General features: G+C 72.8%; 17 protein-coding genes. 9 read left to right on the top strand and 8 right to left on the bottom strand.

Annotated elements, in window-relative coordinates:
- The first annotated feature begins 70 nt into the window (after nucleotides 1-70).
- A complete protein-coding gene (locus tag ACF1GV_RS20075; protein WP_391682533.1) occupies nucleotides 71-826 on the top strand; it encodes an alpha/beta fold hydrolase in 756 nt (251 codons plus the stop codon).
- A gap of 4 nt (nucleotides 827-830) precedes the next feature.
- Here the strand turns inward: ACF1GV_RS20075 and ACF1GV_RS20070 are convergent, their stop codons facing one another.
- Nucleotides 831-1,430: a class I SAM-dependent methyltransferase gene (locus ACF1GV_RS20070; RefSeq protein ID WP_391682531.1), complete on the bottom strand. Its 600-nt coding sequence runs from the start codon at nucleotides 1,428-1,430 to the stop codon at nucleotides 831-833.
- Between the two features lie 161 nt (nucleotides 1,431-1,591).
- On the opposite strand from ACF1GV_RS20070, the gene ACF1GV_RS20065 reads away from it, so the two are divergent.
- From ACF1GV_RS20065 to ACF1GV_RS20045, 5 genes are all read left to right on the top strand, one after another.
- Nucleotides 1,592-2,365, top strand: coding sequence for an MHYT domain-containing protein (locus ACF1GV_RS20065; RefSeq protein ID WP_391682528.1), 774 nt, complete (start codon nucleotides 1,592-1,594; stop codon nucleotides 2,363-2,365).
- A gap of 60 nt (nucleotides 2,366-2,425) precedes the next feature.
- Nucleotides 2,426-5,002 carry a nitrate- and nitrite sensing domain-containing protein gene (locus ACF1GV_RS20060; protein WP_391682525.1) on the top strand — a complete coding sequence of 859 codons (2,577 nt, stop codon included), beginning with the start codon at nucleotides 2,426-2,428 and terminating at the stop codon, nucleotides 5,000-5,002.
- A complete protein-coding gene (locus tag ACF1GV_RS20055; protein WP_391682522.1) occupies nucleotides 4,999-5,424 on the top strand; it encodes a roadblock/LC7 domain-containing protein in 426 nt (141 codons plus the stop codon). The genes ACF1GV_RS20060 and ACF1GV_RS20055 overlap by 4 nt, the downstream gene beginning before the upstream one ends.
- A gap of 22 nt (nucleotides 5,425-5,446) precedes the next feature.
- Entirely contained in the window at nucleotides 5,447-5,857 is a 411-nt protein-coding gene (locus ACF1GV_RS20050) for a DUF742 domain-containing protein (RefSeq protein ID WP_391682519.1), read from the top strand.
- A 62-nt stretch (nucleotides 5,858-5,919) separates the two neighbouring features.
- The gene (locus ACF1GV_RS20045) at nucleotides 5,920-6,519 is read left to right on the top strand and encodes an ATP/GTP-binding protein (RefSeq protein WP_391682516.1); all 600 of its coding nucleotides are present in this window, start codon (nucleotides 5,920-5,922) and stop codon (nucleotides 6,517-6,519) included.
- A 123-nt stretch (nucleotides 6,520-6,642) separates the two neighbouring features.
- On the opposite strand, the gene ACF1GV_RS20040 is transcribed toward ACF1GV_RS20045, so the two are convergent.
- Nucleotides 6,643-7,071 (bottom strand): PPOX class F420-dependent oxidoreductase, encoded by a 429-nt coding sequence (locus tag ACF1GV_RS20040; protein ID WP_391682514.1) that lies wholly within the window; start codon nucleotides 7,069-7,071, stop codon nucleotides 6,643-6,645.
- A gap of 93 nt (nucleotides 7,072-7,164) precedes the next feature.
- Here ACF1GV_RS20040 and ACF1GV_RS20035 point away from each other — a divergent pair, with 93 nt between their 5' ends.
- On the top strand, nucleotides 7,165-7,578 hold the full coding sequence (locus tag ACF1GV_RS20035; RefSeq protein WP_391682511.1) for a roadblock/LC7 domain-containing protein: 414 nt from the start codon (nucleotides 7,165-7,167) through the stop codon (nucleotides 7,576-7,578).
- A 137-nt stretch (nucleotides 7,579-7,715) separates the two neighbouring features.
- Entirely contained in the window at nucleotides 7,716-8,759 is a 1,044-nt protein-coding gene (locus ACF1GV_RS20030; RefSeq protein ID WP_391682509.1) for a DUF6397 family protein, read from the top strand.
- 1 nt (nucleotide 8,760) lies between these two features.
- Here the strand turns inward: ACF1GV_RS20030 and ACF1GV_RS20025 are convergent, their stop codons facing one another.
- Together ACF1GV_RS20025 and ACF1GV_RS20020 are read right to left on the bottom strand one after the other, a co-directional pair.
- On the bottom strand, nucleotides 8,761-9,627 hold the full coding sequence (locus tag ACF1GV_RS20025; RefSeq protein WP_391682506.1) for an acyl-CoA thioesterase: 867 nt from the start codon (nucleotides 9,625-9,627) through the stop codon (nucleotides 8,761-8,763).
- Between the two features lie 19 nt (nucleotides 9,628-9,646).
- Entirely contained in the window at nucleotides 9,647-12,160 is a 2,514-nt protein-coding gene (locus ACF1GV_RS20020; RefSeq protein WP_391682504.1) for a DEAD/DEAH box helicase, read from the bottom strand.
- A gap of 145 nt (nucleotides 12,161-12,305) precedes the next feature.
- Between ACF1GV_RS20020 and ACF1GV_RS20015 the strand changes: the two genes are divergently transcribed.
- Nucleotides 12,306-13,100, top strand: coding sequence for a metal-dependent hydrolase (locus ACF1GV_RS20015; protein WP_391682502.1), 795 nt, complete (start codon nucleotides 12,306-12,308; stop codon nucleotides 13,098-13,100).
- A 71-nt stretch (nucleotides 13,101-13,171) separates the two neighbouring features.
- Here ACF1GV_RS20015 and ACF1GV_RS20010 read toward each other — a convergent pair whose 3' ends face one another.
- From ACF1GV_RS20010 to ACF1GV_RS19995, 4 genes are all read right to left on the bottom strand, one after another.
- Nucleotides 13,172-13,426, bottom strand: a complete 255-nt coding sequence (locus ACF1GV_RS20010; protein ID WP_363265526.1) for a type B 50S ribosomal protein L31 — start codon at nucleotides 13,424-13,426, stop codon at nucleotides 13,172-13,174.
- A 60-nt stretch (nucleotides 13,427-13,486) separates the two neighbouring features.
- Nucleotides 13,487-13,957 (bottom strand): DUF5709 domain-containing protein, encoded by a 471-nt coding sequence (locus ACF1GV_RS20005; protein ID WP_391682499.1) that lies wholly within the window; start codon nucleotides 13,955-13,957, stop codon nucleotides 13,487-13,489.
- A gap of 366 nt (nucleotides 13,958-14,323) precedes the next feature.
- Nucleotides 14,324-16,105: an ABC transporter ATP-binding protein gene (locus tag ACF1GV_RS20000; RefSeq protein WP_391682496.1), complete on the bottom strand. Its 1,782-nt coding sequence runs from the start codon at nucleotides 16,103-16,105 to the stop codon at nucleotides 14,324-14,326.
- The gene (locus tag ACF1GV_RS19995; protein WP_391682493.1) at nucleotides 16,102-17,922 is read right to left on the bottom strand and encodes an ABC transporter transmembrane domain-containing protein; all 1,821 of its coding nucleotides are present in this window, start codon (nucleotides 17,920-17,922) and stop codon (nucleotides 16,102-16,104) included. The genes ACF1GV_RS20000 and ACF1GV_RS19995 overlap by 4 nt, the downstream gene beginning before the upstream one ends.
- Between the last annotated feature and the right edge of the window lie 26 nt (nucleotides 17,923-17,948).

Below are 17,948 nucleotides of genomic sequence, written 5' to 3'. Positions count from 1 at the left end.
ACTTCTTCATACCTCGAGAGCGATGTATTGTCGCGGGATCGTCCGACACCGACGTCCGAGGGAGGACTTGATGAGGCAGGCCGAGTTCGACGGCAAGGGCAGCCGGATCCGCTGGACGGAGACGCCGGGTGCGGAGCCCGCGCGCGTGTATGTGCACGGGCTGGGCGCGGTCTCGTCCGTCTATCACGCACACATCGCGGCCCGGCCCGAACTCGCGGGGAGGCGCAGCCTGTTCGTCGACCTGCCCGGGCACGGCATCAGCGATCGACCGGAGCACTTCGGCTACACCCTCGAGGAGCACGCCGACGCGCTCGCCGCCGCCCTCGACGCGGCGGGCGTCACCGGCGCGGAGCTGATCGCGCACAGCATGGGCGGTTCGGTCGCCCTGGTGCTCGCCCACCGCCGCCCGGACCTGGTCTCCCGGCTGGTTCTCACCGAGGCCAACCTCGACCGCGATCCGCCGCCCACCGCGGGCAGCAGCGGCATCGCCTCCTACGAGGAGGACGAGTTCGCCGACGGCGGCCACGCGCGCGTGCTGGAGCGGGTGGGGCCCCTCTGGGCCGCCACCATGCGGCTGGCCGATCCGCGCGCGCTGCATCGCAGCGCGGTCGGTCTGCGGCGCGGCTCGGACCCGGTGATGCGCACGCTCCTGGAAGAGCTGCCGATGGAGCGGGTGTACCTCCAGGGCGAGCGCAGCGGAGAGCTGGCGGGCGCCGCAGGGCTGAAGGCCGCAGGCGTTCGCGTGGTGAGCGTGCCGGACGCCGGCCACAACGTCATGTTCGACAACCCCGACGCCTTCGCCGCCGCGATCGCCGGGCGGCTGTGACCGCTCAGCCCTCCTTGGCCGCCAGGGCCAGGAAGCGGTCGTCACGGTCGACGTAGGACGTCATGCGCCAGCCCGAGCCTGCCAGCAGCGCACGCAGGTTGGGTTCTGCGCGCAGGTCGTCCGGGGTGATCTGCCGGCCCTGGCGGGCCGCCAGCGCGGCCCGGCCGATGGGGTGGAACAACGCCAGCACCCCGCCGGGCCTCACCACGCGGGCCAGCTCCCGCAGATTGTCGGCCGGCCGCGGCAGGTGGGCGATGAGGCCCGCCGCGAACACCGCGTCGAGGGACGCCGAGCGCAGCGGCAGCGCCGACACGTCGGCGAGCACCAACAGCCCGTCCCGGTCCCGCCCCGCCTGTACCGCGGCCCGCAGCATGGCCGGCGTGAGATCGGCGCCGACGACGACGCCCATGGGACCCACGGCAGCCCGCAGCGGGGTCAGCGCACGCCCGGTGCCGCACCCCGCGTCCAGCACCCGATCGCCCGGGCGCAGCCCGAGATCGGCGACCGCGGCGGCGTAGGCCGGGCCGTCGTCGGGGAAGCGGCTGTCCCAGTCGGCCGCACGTGCGGTGAAGAACTCCTGAACATGCGTGTGGTCATCGCTCATGCACCGCATGATTCCGCATCGCCCCTCACCGACACGGATGACGCAGCTGTGCGCATGTTCGAGCCTGATGCGATCGTTCCGGCACACCTCTGCGTCATATTCCAGCAGCTTTCGAAACGCGCCCCCTTTGTGCGCCCGTGTCCCCCTAGCGTCCCGGGGCCATGGGACACCTGGACCACGCCGCCTTCGGCTGGCTTACCCCCGTGCTGTCGTACGTGATGGCCTGCCTCGGCGCCGCCCTGGGGCTGCGCTGCACCGTCCGCGCGCTGGGCGCCACCGGACGCGCCCGGCGCAACTGGCTCGTCACCGCCGCCTCGGCGATCGGCTCGGGCATCTGGACCATGCACTTCGTGGCCATGCTCGGCTTCGCCGTCAGCGGCACCGACATCCGCTACGACGTGCCGCTGACCGTGCTCAGCCTGCTCATCGCCATGCTCGTCGTCTGCGGCGGCGTGTTCGCGGTCGGCTACAGCCGTAACCGTACCCGCGCCCTGCTGATCGGGGGGCTCACCACCGGACTGGGCGTCGCGAGCATGCACTACCTGGGCATGGCCGCCGTACGGCTGCACGGCGAGGTGCACTACGACCCGCTGCGCGTCGGCCTGTCCGTGCTGATCGCCGTCGTCGCGGCGACCGCGGCCCTGTGGGCGGGACTCAACATCAAGTCACCCCTCGCGGTCTCCGTGGCCTCCCTCGTCATGGGCGCGGCCGTCACCAGCATGCACTACACCGCGATGTTCGCGGTGAGCGTGCATGTCACGCCCTCCGACACCGCGCTGCCCGGGGCCACGGCGATGCAGTTCATCTTCCCCCTCGCCGTCGGCCTCGGGTCCTACCTCTTCATCACCTCCGCCTTCGTCGCGCTGTCCCCGACGGCGGGGGAGCGCGAGGCCTCCGCCTCCGCCCAGCGGCCGGTCGAGAGCGTCGCTCCCTAGGGGTGTCCTCCACCACAAACGCCGCGCCGCCGGCCCGACCCACTCCCGAACGAGGAGGCCATGCGTACACCCCGTAGGACCCTCACGGCCGGCACCGCCGCGCCGCCCAGGGCGCGCGGCCGCCGCGCGCACGCCGGGCCACCCGCCGACGAGCGCCCCGACACACCCGCGGGCACCACGGCGCCCGCCGCGGCGGCGCCCGTCGCACCCGCCGCGGCGGCGCCCGTCGCACCCGCCGCCGCGACGGTCGACGCACCCGCGCGGGGCGGCCGCCGGCTGATCCGGCCGCGCACCGTGCGCGCCAAGATCGTCTGCCTGCTGATGGTGCCGGTCGTCTCCCTGCTCGCCCTGTGGGCGTACGCCACCGTCAGCACCGCCCAGGACGTCTCCCGGCTGCGCCAGCTGCAACGCGTCGACGCCCAGGTCCGCGCCCCCGTCACCGCGGCGGTCACCGCGCTCCAGGCCGAGCGCACCGCGGCCGTGCGTTACGCGACGGACCCCGCCGCCGGCGACGCCGCCGCCCTCAAGGGCCTCGCCGCCCGCACCGATCTGGCCGTGGCGCAGCTCAGGCTCGGCGACCACAACACCGTCGCCGACGGCCAGGACCTGCCCGCGGACGTCTCACGCCGCCTCGACACCTTCGTGCGCGGCGCCCAAGGGCTGCGCTCGCTGCGCACCGAGGTCCTCGACGGGCGGACCGGCTGGAGGGACGCCTTCCAGCAGTACACCGACGCCATCACCGCGGCCTTCGGCGTGGGCGGTGCCCTCAGCGGCTTCCAGGACGCCGATCTCGGCTCCGACGCGCGCGTGCTGCTGGAGTTCGCCCGCGCGGGCGAGGCACTGGCCCAGGAGGACGCCGTCCTGACCGGCGCCCGGACCACGGGCCGCCTCGACGCGGAACGGCTGCGGCTGTTCACCGGCGCCGCCGCCAACCGCCGTACCCTCACCGAGTCCGCGGCGGGCGACCTGCGCGGCTCCGAGGCCACCGCCTGGCGCGCCCTCGCCGGAGGAAGCGCCTACACCGCACTGAACGCCGCCGAGGAGAGGGTCCTCGCCGCGAAACCCGGAGCCCGGGCCGGCACCTTGCCGTCCGCCGCAACCTGGAGCAGCGCGCACACGCGCGTGCAGGACGGCATGCACGCCCTGGAGATCCAGGCAGGCCGCGAGGTCGCCGACCGGGCCGACCCCTTCACCCGGGGACTGCTCACCCCGGCCGGGGCCGCCGTCCTGCTCGGCCTGCTCGCCGTGGTCGCCTCCCTCGTCATCTCCGTGCGCATCGGCCGCGGCCTCGTCGTCGAACTGGTCAGCCTGCGCAACGGCGCGCTGCGGATCGCCCGGCGAGAACTCCCCGAAGCCATGCGCCGGCTGCGGGCCGGCGAGGAGATCGACGTCCGCGCCGAGGCCCCGCCCGGACCCCCTGCCGAGGACGAGGTCGGGCAGGTCGCCGAAGCGCTCGGCACCGTGCACCGCGCCGCCCTGCGGGCCGCACTCGAACGCGCGGAGCTCGCCAGCGGCATCTCCGGTGTCTTCGTCAACCTCGCCCGCCGCAGCCAGATCCTGGTCCACCGTCAGCTCGCTCTCCTCGACAGCATGGAACGGCGTGTCGAGGACCCGACCGAACTGGGCGACCTGTTCCGGCTCGACCACCTCACCACCCGGATGCGACGCCACGCGGAGAGCCTGATCATCCTCTCCGGCGCCGCACCGGGCCGAGCCTGGCGGATGCCCGTCTCGCTGACCAACGTGGTCCGGGCGGCCGTCTCCGAAGTCGAGGACTACGCGCGCGTGGAGGTACGCCGGCTCCCCGAGGCGTCCGTCGCCGGTGCCGCGGTCGCCGACCTCACCCATCTGCTCGCCGAACTCATCGAGAACGCGACCCAGTTCTCGCCGCCGCACACGCGCGTGCGCGTCACCGGCGAACCCGTCGGCAACGGGTACGCCGTCGAGGTGGAGGACCGCGGCCTGGGCATGGGCAAGGAGACGCTCGCCGACGCCAACCGGCGCATCGCGCAGTCCGAGGACCTCGACCTGTTCGACAGCGACCGGCTGGGCCTGTTCGTCGTCAGCCGCCTCGCCGCCCGGCACGACATCCAGGTGCACCTGCGGACCTCGCCCTACGGCGGCACCACCGCGGTGGTCCTGCTGCCCAAGGCACTCCTGCACGACGGCACGGCGGAACGCACCCCCGGGCAGGCCGCGCACCCCGAGCAGCCCACCGCACGCGACCATGCGCGCGTGAGCGACGCCGCCCCGCACACGCAGGCACATCACGAGGCCGTCACCCCGGCTGCCCGGCCCGCTCTGACCGCGCCCGAACCGCTCGCCGGCCGGACCGCCGACGACACCCCGCCGTTGGGAGTGACCACCTTGCGCCTGCACCGCCCACGGGACACCTCCGAGCAGCCCGGCGCAACCGACGACCTCCCGCGCCGGGTACGGCAGGCGAGTCTCGCGCCCCAGCTGCGCGAGCGACCGCGCCAGGACCCGCCCGGGGAGGAGCCGCCGCAGGACGAGCGACGCACCCCCGAACTCGTCCGGGACCGCATGGCCGCCTACCGCGCCGGATGGGCGCGCGGCGGCGGCAGGCAACCCGGCCGCACGCCGGGCAGCGACAGCAGCGAAGGAGACCGCGCATGATCCAGGACCCGACCACCGCGAGCGGCCAACTCGACTGGCTGCTGGACGATCTCGTCATGCGCGCCGGCGACGTACGGCACGCCGTGGTGCTGTCCAACGACGGCCTGGCCGTCGGCGCCTCCAGTGGCCTCAGCAGGGAGGACGCCGAGCACCTGGCCGCCGTGTCGTCCGGCTTCCACAGTCTCGCCAAGGGCGCGGGCCGGCACTTCGGCGCCGGCGGCGTACGCCAGACGATGGTGGAGATGGACGACGGCTTCCTGTTCGTGGCCGCCGCGGGCGACGGCTCCTGCCTCGCCGTCCTCACCGCCGTGACCGCCGACATCGGCCTGATCGCCTATGAGATGGCACGGCTGGTCAAACGCGTCGGCGAGCACCTGTACACGGCGCCGCGCGTCACCGCACGCCCACCGGCCGCCGGATGAGACCGAAAGGCGAGCGCCACCCATGAGCGAGGACAGGCACGGCGTCCCGGGAGAACCCGGCAGCCAGTGGTACGACAACGAGGCCGGGCCCCTCGTACGGCCGTACGCGATGACCGGCGGCCGCACCCGGCCCGGCCCCAGCGGGGTGCCTTTCGACCTGATCGCCCTCGTCACCCTGGACCCCGCGGGCCCGGGCCCCGACGACGCCCCGCTCGGCCCCGAGCACGGGGCCCTGATCGACCTGTGCCGCATCGAGACCCAGTCCGTCGCCGAACTCGCCGCCGGTGCCGACCTGCCCGTCGGCGTGGTCCGGGTGCTCCTCGGCGACCTGCTGGAACTCGGCTGCGTCACCGTCCACCGACCCGTGCCGCCCGCGCAGCTGCCCGACGAACGGATTCTGCGCGAGGTCATCGCAGGGCTGCGCGCGCTGTAGCCGTCCCCGCACCACCCACCCCGAACGTCGACCGTTGCCGGTCCTCCCGAGAGAAGTGATCGATGGGCACCGAACACCCCGACCTCGCCGACGAGTCCGCCCTGGCATTGAAGATCCTGGTCGCCGGCGGCTTCGGCGTGGGCAAGACCACCCTGGTCGGCGCGGTCAGCGAGATCAGGCCGCTGCGCACCGAGGAACTGCTCAGCGAGGCAGGACAGTCGGTCGACGACACCGACGGCGTGGACCGCAAGGTGACCACGACCGTCGCCATGGACTTCGGACGCATCACCATCCGCTCGGGGCTGTCGCTGTACCTCTTCGGCACCCCGGGCCAGAACCGGTTCTGGTTCCTGTGGGACGAACTGTCCCAGGGCGCTCTCGGTGCCGTGGTCCTCGCGGACACGCGGCGGCTGGAGGACTGCTTCCCGGCCGTGGACTATTTCGAGCACCGCGGCATCCCGTTCGTGGTGGCCGTCAACTGCTTCACCGGCGCGCGGGCCTACGGATCCGACGACGTCTCGCGCGCCCTCGACCTGGACCGGGGCGTTCCCGTGGTGCTCTGCGACGCCCGGGAGCGGGACTCCGGCAAGGAGGTGCTGATCCGGCTGGTCGAGTACGCCGGGCGGATGTACACCGCCCGGCTGCTCGATTCCGTGGGCTGAGCGGGACCCGGGCAGGGGCCCCACATCGATCACTCGGTGGCCGGTTCGGCTGAGTCGGCCACGGCCCTCAGCGCCGACGTCCCTCCCATTCGGCCACGGCCCTCTGCACCCCAAGGGCTCCTCTCATTCGGCCACAGCCCTCTGCGCCACCACCTTGTCGACGCTGACCCGCACGAGGAGTTCCCCCGGCACGCCGTTGCGCGCGCCGAACTCCTCGGCACGGTCCTCGCCCATGTAACGCGCCGCGAGCCGGGTCGCCCACGCACGCACCTCGTCGAGGTCCTCCGACAGCCGGGCCCGGCCCTGCAGCACCACGAAGTCGTACGGCGGCCGGTCGTCGTCGACACACAGCGCGACTCGGCCATCCCGCGTCAGACTGCGTCCCTTCACGCTGTCCCGGTGCGTGGTGAACACCACCTCGTCGCCGTCCAGCAGGAACCAGACCGGTGTCGTGTGCGGGCTGCCGTCGGCCCGGACGGTGGCCAGTTTTCCGGTGCGGGTGCCGTGGGAGACGAACGTCCGCCACTCCTCGTCGGTCATCTTCTCTGCCATGCCCCCATCCTGCTTGCCGGGCGGCCGGTCCTGGGGAAGGCTGGCGGGCAGATCCCCCAGCCAGGGGGAGACATCACACGGGGAGAAGTGAACATGGCGCAGAACCAGGGACTTGGCTGGCTGCTGGACGACCTCACCGAGCGCGTGGACGAGGTGCGCCACGCGCTGGTGCTGTCCAACGACGGACTGGTCACGGGGGCCAGCACGGGGCTGCGGCGGGAGGACGCTGAGCACCTGGCCGCCGTCTCGTCGGCACTGCACAGCCTGGCCAAGGGCTCGGGACGCCACTTCGGCGCGGGCGAGGTGCGTCAGACGATGATCGAGTTCGACGACGCGGTGCTGTTCGTCACCGCCGCAGGCAGCGGCAGCTGCCTGTGCGTCCTCAGCGGCGCGGAGGCCGACTTCGGTCAGATCGCCTACGAGATGACCCTGCTCGTCAACCGGGTCGGCGAACATCTCGACGTCGACGCCAGGCAACCCGAACGCAAGCCCGTCACAGACCTCTGACCCGGCTCTGACCTGCGAGTTCCTTGAACCCCGTGGAGTTATCCACAGGCTCGCCGGAAAGGCGGTCCCGGCGGCTACGGTTTTTCTCACGGCGAGCGCACCGAGCGCGAGCCACCGACTCCACGGGGGAGACGACCATGACCGCCACCCTTCTCGCCGCAGCGGACCGGCAGACCCTGACCATCGGCCGAGCCGCGCGGGAACTGGGAATCAAGCGGAGCGAGTTCGACCTGGCGGTGCACCTCGGCCGCATCCGTACCGTGCCCGACGAAGGAGGCGGGGGCCGGCGGGTGGCGGCCGAGGAGATCGAGCGGCTGCGCCGCCAGGAGGGCTTTCCCGACGCGCTCACCGCGGCCGTCCGTACGGTCGGCACCACGGAGGGCGCGGCCCTCATGGGCATCGCGCCCACCCGGTTCACGCGCCTGGCGCGGGCCGGCCTGCTCGTGCCCGTGCGCTTTTACCTCAATCGATACCGCGCTGTCGTCTGGCACTACCTCGCCGAAGAACTGCGCCAGTTCGCCGCTGAGGAGGCAAACGCCCCGCTGCTGAAGGGACGCACGCTTCCCCCGGACCTGCTCGCCCGCCTCAGGGAGGGCGTCGACCTGCGCGCCCGCAACTGGCGGGGCCGTCATGGGGGCTTCCTGCGCCGCCAGGCCGGCGACCACCCCTGGGAGCGAGCCGGAGCGGTGGCCGCCCTGCTCGATCCGGTGCAGATCGCGGAGATCGTCCCGGACCCCTACGAGCGCGCCCACCTGTACCGCTTCCGGCCGGGACCGCCCGTGCACGGAGCGCCGGGCTCGCCCACCGTGCTGCTGGCGGAGCGCCTGATGACCGCGGACGACCCGCACGAGATCGGCTGGCTCCGCTACGACCTCACCGTGGCGATGGACGAGGCCCGCGATCTCCGGCCGGCGCCCCGCCCCGCACCGAAGCCGCCCGCCACCGCGTCAGGGGACACGAAGCCGCTGCGCGCGGAAGCAAGGGAGACGGAGCCGAGGGGTGTGGAGGTTGGGGTGACGGAGCCGCGGGGCGCGGAAGCAGGGGTGAACGAGCCGCGGGGCGTGCAGGCAGGGCAGGTAGAGCCGCGGGGCGCCGAGCAGCGCGACCCCGAGGCGGCCCCCACGCCACAACCGCCCGGCGAGCGCGGCCTGCTGGACAGGCTGCTCCGCAGAGGGCAGTGAGTCACAGCGCGCGGAACAGCCCCTCCTGCACGACCGACACCAGCAGACGGCCCCGCAGGTCGTAGATCCGCCCCCGGGCAAGACCTCGCCCGCCGGTCGCGATCGGCGACTCCTGGTCGTACAGGAACCACTCGTCCGCCCGGAACGGCCGGTGGAACCACATGGCGTGGTCCAGGGACGCCATGTCGAAGTTCCGCGCACCCCACAGTGGTTCGACCGGCAGGCGCACGGCGTCCAGGAGGGTCATGTCGCTGGCGTAGGTCAGCGCGCAGGTGTGCACCAGCGGGTCGTCGCCCAGCGGTCCCACCGCGCGCATCCACACCGCGCTGCGCGGCTCGGCGTCCTTGACCTCCTGATCCGTCCAGCGCAGGCGGTCCACGTACCGGATGTCGAAGGGCTGCCGGCGCTCGAAGCGCTCCCACTGCTCGGGCAGCTCGCCCAGATGCTCCCGGATCTCCTGCGCCACGGTCGGCAGGGACTCCGGAGCGGGCACCTCGCGGGCCGGCGGCAGCTGGTGCTCGAAGGGCCCTTCCTCAGGCTTGTGAAAGGAGGCGGTGAGATTGAAGATCGTGCGTCCCTGCTGCACGGCGGTGACCCGGCGGGTCGTGAAGGACCGCCCGTCCCGGACCCGCTCGACCTGGTACACGATCGGCACGCCCGGCCGGCCCGGGCGCAGGAAGTACGCGTGCAGCGAGTGCACCGGGCGGTCGCCGTCCGTGGTGCGGCCCGCGGCGACCAGCGCCTGGCCGGCCACCTGGCCGCCGAAGACCCGCTGCAGGGACTCCTGCGGGCTGAGGCCACGGAAGATGTTGACCTCGATCTGCTCCAGGTCCAGCAGGTCGACCAGTCGCTCGGCCGGGTTCGTCATCGGTGGGATTCTCCTGTGGTCACAGCTGGCCGACGTCGGTGACACGGATCACGGCGCGGCCCTCGGCGTCGGAGGCGGTCAGGTCGACCTCGGCGCTGATGCCCCAGTCGTGGTCGCCGTTCGGGTCGGCGAAGATCTGCCGGACGCGCCACAGTCCGTTCTCCGGCTCCTCGTTGATGACGAGCAGCTTGGGGCCGCGGGCGTCGGGCCCGGTGCCGAGGTCGTCGTACTCGTCCCAGTACTTGTCCATCGCCTCGCCCCAGGCGTCGGCGTCCCAGCCGGACTCCGCGTCCATCTCGCCGAGTTCGTCCACCTGGTCCAGGGCAGCCAGCTCGACGCGGCGGAACAGGGCGTTGCGCACGAGCACGCGGAAGGCACGGGCGTTGGTGGTGACCGGCTTGACCTCGTCGGCCTTCTCCTGGGCCTCCTCGGCGGTCATCTCCGCCGGGTTGGCGAGCTGCTCCCACTCGTCCAGCAGGCTGGAGTCGACCTGGCGCACCATCTCGCCGAGCCACTCGATGAGGTCCTCGAGGTCCTCGGACTTCAGGTCGTCCGGGATGTTGTGGTCGAGGGCCTTGTAGGCGCCGGCGAGGTAGCGCAGCACGATGCCCTCGGTGCGGGCCAGCTCGTAGTAGGAGACCAGTTCCGTGAAGGACATCGCCCGTTCGTACATGTCGCGCACGACGGACTTCGGGGACAGCGGGTGGTCGCCGACCCAGGGGTGGCTCTTGCGGTAGGTGTCGTAGGCGTGGAAGAGCAGCTCCTCCAGCGGCTTGGGGTAGCTGATGTCCTGGAGGCGCTCCATGCGCTCCTCGTACTCCACGCCGTCCGCCTTCATGGCGGCCACCGCCTCGCCGCGGGCCTTGTTCTGCTGGGCGGCGAGGATCTGGCGCGGATCGTCCAGCGTGGACTCCACGACGGACACCATGTCCAGCGCGTACGACGGCGACTCGGGGTCGAGGAGTTCGAACGCGGCCAGCGCGAACGTGGACAGCGGCTGGTTGAGCGCGAAGTCCTGCTGCAGGTCCACGGTGAGGCGGACGATCCGGCCCTCGGCGTCCGGGGTGTCCAGCTTCTCGACGATGCCGCCGTCCAGCAGCGAGCGGTAGATCGCGATCGCCCGGCGGATGTGCCGCAGCTGCTGCTTGCGCGGCTCGTGGTTGTCCTCCAGCAGCCGGCGCATCGCCTCGAAGGCGTTGCCGGGCCGGGCGATCACCGACAGCAGCATGGTGTGCGTGACCCGGAAGCGGGAGGTCAGCGGCTCGGGTTCGGACGCGATGAGCTTTTCGAACGTGTTCTCCGTCCAGCCGACGAAGCCCTCCGGCGCCTTCTTGCGCACGACCTTGCGGCGCTTCTTCGGGTCGTCGCCCGCCTTGGCGAGCGCCTTCTCGTTCTCGATGACGTGTTCCGGCGCCTGCGCGACGACGAAGCCCGCCGTGTCGAAACCGGCCCGGCCCGCCCGGCCGGCGATCTGGTGGAACTCACGCGCGCGCAGTGTGCGCACCCGGCTGCCGTCGTACTTGGTCAGGGCGGTGAACAGCACCGTGCGGATGGGCACGTTGACGCCGACGCCGAGGGTGTCGGTGCCGCAGATGACCTTCAGCAGGCCGGCCTGCGCGAGCTTCTCCACCAGGCGCCGGTACTTGGGCAGCATGCCGGCGTGGTGCACGCCGATGCCGTGCCGGACGTACCGCGAGAGGTTGCGGCCGAACTTGGTGGTGAAGCGGAAGTTGCCGATCAGCTCGGCGATCCGGTCCTTCTCCTCGCGGGTGCACATGTTGATGCTCATCAGCGCCTGCGCCCGCTCCACCGCCTGCGCCTGCGTGAAGTGCACGATGTACACCGGCGCCTGCTTGGTCTCGAGCAGGTCGGTGAGTGTCTCCGTCAGCGGGGTGTAGCAGTACTCGTAGGAGAGCGGCACGGGTCGGGTCGCCGAGCGGACCACCGCCGTGGGGCGGCCGGTGCGGCGCGTGAGGTCCTTCTCGAAGAAGGACACGTCGCCCAGCGTGGCCGACATCAGGATGAACTGCGCCTGCGGCAGCTCCAGCAGCGGGATCTGCCAGGCCCAGCCGCGGTCCGGCTCCGCGTAGAAGTGGAACTCGTCCATGACGACCTGGCCGATGTCCGCGTCCTTGCCGTCGCGCAGCGCGATGGAGGCGAGCACCTCGGCCGTGCAGCAGATGACGGGGGCGTCGGCGTTGACGGAGGCGTCGCCGGTCAGCATGCCGACGTTCTCCGTGCCGAAGAGCTTGCACAGCTCGAAGAACTTCTCCGACACCAGCGCCTTGATCGGAGCGGTGTAGAAGGTGACCTCGTCGCGGGCCAGCGCCGCGAAGTGCGCGCCGGCGGCGATCATGCTCTTGCCGGATCCGGTGGGCGTCGACACGATCACGTTCGCGCCGGAGACCGCCTCGATCAGCGCTTCCTCCTGGTGCGGATAGAGCGTGAGACCGCGCTCCTGGGCCCAGGACTCGAAGGCGTCGTACAGGGCGTCGGGGTCGGCGGTCTTCGGCAGCTGATCGATGAGGGTCACGCCCCCATCTTGCCTGGCCTGCCACCCGATGCGGGAATCGGATGTCCCCGCCAAGATCACGACCGCTACGCTGTGTCGCCGACGGAACGTCATCGCGCCCGGTCAACAGGGCGGCGCGGCACGAGGAATGGGGCGGGCAACGGCCATGATGGGACCAGCACACTCACTGTCGGGCGCCGCGGCCTGGCTCGGCGTCGGTGCGGCGGCCGCCGCTGCCGGGCATCCGATGCCCTGGCCGGTGGTGCTCTCGGGTGCGCTGATCTGCGCCGGCGCCGCGCTCGCCCCGGATCTGGACCACAAGGCGGCCACGATCTCCCGCGCCTTCGGTCCGGTCTCGCGCGGCCTGTGCGAGATCGTCGACAAGCTGTCCTACGCCGTCTACAAGGCGACCCGCAAGCAGGGGGACGCGCGCCGCTCGGGCGGCCACCGCACCCTCACCCACACCTGGCTGTGGGCGGTCCTTATCGGCGCGGGCACCTCGGCGCTGGCGATCACCGGTGGCCGCTGGGCGGTGCTGGCGATCCTCTTCGTCCACATGGTGCTGGCGATCGAGGGGCTGCTGTGGCGGGCGGCCCGCGGATCCAGCAGCGACGTGCTGGTGTGGCTGCTGGCCGCCGCCAGCGCCTGGATCATCGCCGGGTGGCTGGACAAGCCGGGCAACGGCTCCGACTGGCTGTTCACGGCGCCGGGCCAGCAGTACCTGTGGCTGGGCCTGCCGATCGTGCTCGGGGCGCTGGTGCACGACATCGGGGACGCGCTGACCGTCTCCGGCTGCCCGATCCTGTGGCCGATCCCGGTGGGCCGCAAGCGCTGGTACCCGATCGGGCCGCCCAGGATGATGCGGTTCCGGGCCGGCAGCTGGGTCGAGCTGAAGGTGCTCATGCCGGCGTTCATGCTGCTCGGGGGAGTGGGCGGGGCGGCGGCCCTCAACTTCATCTGAGCGGCCCCGACCGATCGGGCTCGCGCCGTCGACCGCGCGGCCCTGCCCTTCCGCGGCCCGGCGGCACGTCGCTACGACGCCTCGCCGCCGCCGTAGCGCCGTTCGAAGCGGGCGATGCGGCCCTCGGTGTCCACGGTGCGGGCCTTGCCGGTGTAGAAGGGGTGGCTCTCGGAGGAGATCTCCACGTCGACCACCGGGTAGCTCTGCCCGTCGTCCCACTCGATGGTCTCGTCGCTGGTCGCGGTGGACCGGGTCAGGAAGGCGTAGCCGGCGGCGCGGTCGCGGAAGACGACCGGGTGGTAGTCGGGGTGCTTGTCCTGCTGCATGGCGGCTCCTCGGATGGGACGTGCGGGGGTCGGGAACGGCGCGGCACGGCGGCGAAGGGGTCAGCCGGAGAGGGCGTCCTCGTCGACGATGTGCATCGCGGCCTCCTCGGCGGAGGCGGCGGCGCCGTCGATCCCGACGTCCGAGGCGACCAGGGCGGCCTCCTCGTCCTCGTGCGCGCCCTCGTCCGGGGCTACGAGCCGGCCGGAGCGGACGGCACCGACCTCGTTGTCCAGCAGCTCGCCGTCGGTGCCGTCGGTGTCGCCGATGCCGTCGCCGTCGGGCACGGGCGGATCCGGCAGCTCCTCCGCCAGACGCTGGTCGAGGCTCTCGCCCGTACGGCGCTCCGCGGCCGTCACACCGGTGTGCTCCACCGCCCAGGGCCGCTCCGGAGGGGACCAGCCGCGGTCCAGCGGATCGTCGACGCCGTCGTACTCCAGGGTGTCCTCGGAGTCGAGCACGCCCGTGTCCTCCCGCTGGTCGGACGCATCGGGCTGGTAGACGTCGTCTCCCCAGCCATCCTCGCTGTTCACGGGTACCTCCTGGGGGTGGGGACGGGCCCGCTGTCACGGCGGCCGGTCGTGGCCGACCGAGGTGCGGGGCACAGGCCGCGCACGGCACGAACCGGACGGTCCCCGGGCCTTTCCCGAGCCGGTGCCGCTATCCAGCGTTCCACCCCCGCTTGCCACCGCGCAACGGCAGACGCCCTCACGACAGGCTGCGCGGGCGACCCCGACCGGGTGCCGACCGGGGCCCGCCACGGCCCTCGGTCCGCTGGGGCAACAGGGCGACCCGTGGGTCGGTCACCTGACGTCCGCCCGCGCCGGCCGGCCGTGCCAGGCCCGCGCCGGCCGGCCGGACCGCGACTGAGGCGGTCAGCGGTGCCCCTACCGCCTCGGTCAGCCGTGCCACGACCGCCACAGTGCCGCGTATGCGCCGTCGGCGGCGACGAGGGCGTCGTGGCTGCCCAGCTCGCTGATACGGCCGTTGTCGACGACGGCGATGACATCGGCGTCGTGCGCGGTGTGCAGCCGGTGCGCGATGGCGACCACGGTGCGCCCGTCCAGGACCCGGGCCAGGGACCGCTCCAGATGGCGGGCCGCACGCGGGTCGAGCAGGGACGTCGCCTCGTCCAGGACCAGCGTGTGCGGGTCGGCCAGCACCAGCCGGGCGAGCGCGATCTGCTGGGCCTGTGCCGGGGTGAGCGTGAGCCCGCCGGAGCGGACCTCGGTGTCCAGACCGTCGTCCAGGGCGCGCGCCCACTCGTCGGCGTCAACCGCGGCCAGGGCGGCCCACAGCTCGGCATCGTCGGCGTCGGTGCGGGCCAGCAGCAGGTTGTCGCGCAGCGAGCCGACGAACACATGGTGCTCCTGGTTGACCAGGGCGACGTGGGAGCGGACCTGCTCTGCGGGCATCCGGGAGAGTTCGGCGCCGCCGAGGGTGATCCGGCCGGCGCGGGGTCCGTAGATGCCGGCCAGCAACCGGCCCAGGGTGGACTTGCCCGCGCCCGAGGGACCGACCAGGGCCAACCGGGTACCGGGCGCCACCCGCAGCGACACCTTGCGCAGCACGTCCACGCCCTCCAGGTAGCCGAAGTGCACTTGTTCGGCGTGCACGTCGCGGCCGTCCGGGAGCAGCGACGCGTCGCCGGCGTCCGGTTCGATGTCGCGGACGCCGACCAGCCGGGCCAGCGACACCTGGGCGACCTGCAGCTCGTCGTACCAGCGCAGGATCAGGTTGACCGGGTCGACGAGCATCTGGGCGAGCAGCGCGGCGGTCGTCAGCTGACCCACCCCGATCCAGCCCCGCAGCACGAACACGCCGCCGATCATCAGGACCGACCCCAGCACGGTGACGTGCACGGCGTTGATCACGGGGAACAGGATCGAGCGCAGCCAGAGGGTGTAGCGCTCCCAGGCCGTCCACTCCTTGATCCGCTGCTCCGACAGCGCGGTGCGGCGCTCGCCCAGCCGGTGCGCCTCGACGGTGTGCCCGGCGTCCACCGTCTCCGCCAGGGCGGCCGCGACGGCGGCGTACCCGGCGGCCTCCGAGCGGTAGGCCGACGGTGCCCGGCGGAAGTACCAGCGGCAGCCGACGATCAGCAGCGGCAGGGCCAGCAGCACGGCCGGTGCCAGCGGCGGCGCGGTGGCGACGAGGCCGCCGAGCAGCAGCACGGTCCACATCACGCCGATCGCCAGCTGGGGTACGGCCTCGCGCATGGCGTTGGCCAGCCGGTCGACGTCGGTGGTGATGCGGGAGAGCAGGTCGCCGGTGCCGGCGCGTTCCAGCACGCCGGGCGGCAGGGCGACCGAACGGACGAGGAAGTCCTCGCGCAGGTCGGCCAGCATCCGCTCGCCCAGCATCGCGCCCCGCAGCCGTACCTGCCGGACGAAGACGGCCTGCACGGCCAGGGCCAGTATGAACAGGGCCGCGACACGGGTGAGAGGGAGGTCCGCCGCCTTCTGCGAGACGCGTTCGACGAGGTCGCCCAGCAGCCACGGGCCCACCATGGAGGCGACGACCGCGACCGTGTTGACCCCGATGAGCAGCAGGAAGGCGCGGCGGTGCCGGCGGAACAGTTCGGCCACGTAGGCGCGGACGGTGGCGGGGGCGCCGACGGGCAGGGTGGTCGCCGTAGTCGGGGCCGCCGGGTCGTACGCCGGTGGCGCCACGCCGATCATGCGGTCTCCTCGATCTCTCGCAGTTCTTCCAGCACGTCCAGATCACATTCGAGCGTGGTGCCGAGGGCACCGACCCTCTCCGCCTCGTCCTCGGTCTCCCGCGTCACCACCGCCTGGTACCGCGGCTCGGAACGCACCAGCTCCCGGTGCCTTCCGACCGCCGCGACCCGGCCCTCGTGCACCAGCACGACCTGGTCGGCACGGTCCAGCAACAGGGGAGAGGAGGTGAACACCACCGTGGTGCGGCCGGCGCGCAACCGGCCCACGCCCTCGGCGATCCGTGCCTCGGTGTGCGAGTCGACGGCCGAGGTCGGCTCGTCCAGGACGAGCACGTCGGGATCGGTGATCAGGGACCGGGCGAGGGCGAGGCGCTGGCGCTGGCCGCCGGACAGGGACCGGCCGCGTTCGGTGATGCGGGCGTCCATCGGGTCCGCCGCGTCGAACGACCCCTGCGCCAGCGCCTGCAGCACGTCGTCGCACTGCGCGGCCGCCAGCGCCGCCCGCGCCGCGACGGCACCGGAGGACGGCACGTCAAGCAGCTCGCGCAGGGTACCGGACAGCAGCACCGGGTCCTTGTCCTGCACCAGGACGGCCGTACGGGCGGCGGCGAGCGGAAGTTCGTCCAGCGGGACGCCGCCCAGCCGTACCGACGGGCCCTCCACGGTGGCGTGCCCGCCGAGCCGTTCGGCGAGCCGGCCCGCCGCGTCCGGGTCGCCGCACACCACGGCGGTGAGCCGGCCCGCGGGGACGGTCAGACCGGTGGCCGGGTCGTGCAGATCACCGGCCGGCAGGTCGGGCGCGCGCGATCCGCCGGCGCCGACGGCCCGCTCCAGGGACAGCACACGGGCGGCGCGTTTCGCCGACGGCTTGGAGAAGGAGTACGCCATGGCGATCTCCTCGAAGTGCCGCAGTGGGTAGGCGAGGACCATGACCGAGCTGTAGACGGTGACGAGTTCGCCGACGCTGATCCGGCCCTGACGGGCGAGGTGGACGCCGTAGGTGACGACGCCGACGAGCAGCAGGCCGGGCAGCAGCACCTGCAGGGCCGCGATCAGCGACCACATGCGGGCGCTGCGCACGGCGGCGCGGCGCACCTCCTGCGAGGCGCTGCGGTAGCGGCGCAGGAAGAGCTCCTCGCCGCCGATGCCGCGCAGCACGCGCAGTCCGGCCACGGTGTCCGAGGCCAGCTCGGTGGCGCGCCCGGCCTTCTCACGTTGCTCGTCCGCGCGCCGTGTGGCCGAGGGCAGCAAGGGAAGCACGGCCAGCGCGAGCACCGGCAGGCCGACCGCGACGACCACGCCGAGGGTGGGCTGGTAGACGGCCAGGCCGACGCAGACCGCGACCACGGTGAGCGCCGCCGCGGTGAACCGGGAGACGGCCTCCACGAACCAGCCGATCTTCTCCACGTCCCCGGTGGACACGGTGACGACCTCGCCGGCGGCGACACGCCGGGTCAGGGCCGCGCCCAGTTCGGCGGCCTTGCGGGCCAGGAGCTGCTGGACGCGGGCGGCGGCCGTGATCCAGTTGGTGACGGCGGACCGGTGCAGGAAGGTGTCGCCGAGCGCGGTGGCCGCACCGCACAGGGCGAGCACCCCACCGGCCAGCGCCAGCCGCGCACCGGAGCGGTCGACGACGGCCTGGACGGTGAACCCGACGCAGAAGGGCAGCGCGGAGACGGCCAGGAAATGCAGCAGCCCCCAGGCCAGCGACGTCAGCTGACCGCCCAGCTGATTCCGGCCGAGCCACCACAGGAAGCGGGGCCCGGAGCGTACGTCGGGTACGCCCGGGTCGGAATACGGAAGGTCGTGAATCTGCATGACGTCCCAGTGGCTCGTGTCGGAGA

The organism is Streptomyces sp. NPDC014006 (assembly GCF_043088925.1).
Taxonomy (GTDB): Bacteria; Actinomycetota; Actinomycetes; order Streptomycetales; family Streptomycetaceae; genus Streptomyces.
The sequence above is the reverse complement of the archived record's forward strand: the minus strand, read 5'-3'. Positions and strand labels throughout refer to the sequence as shown.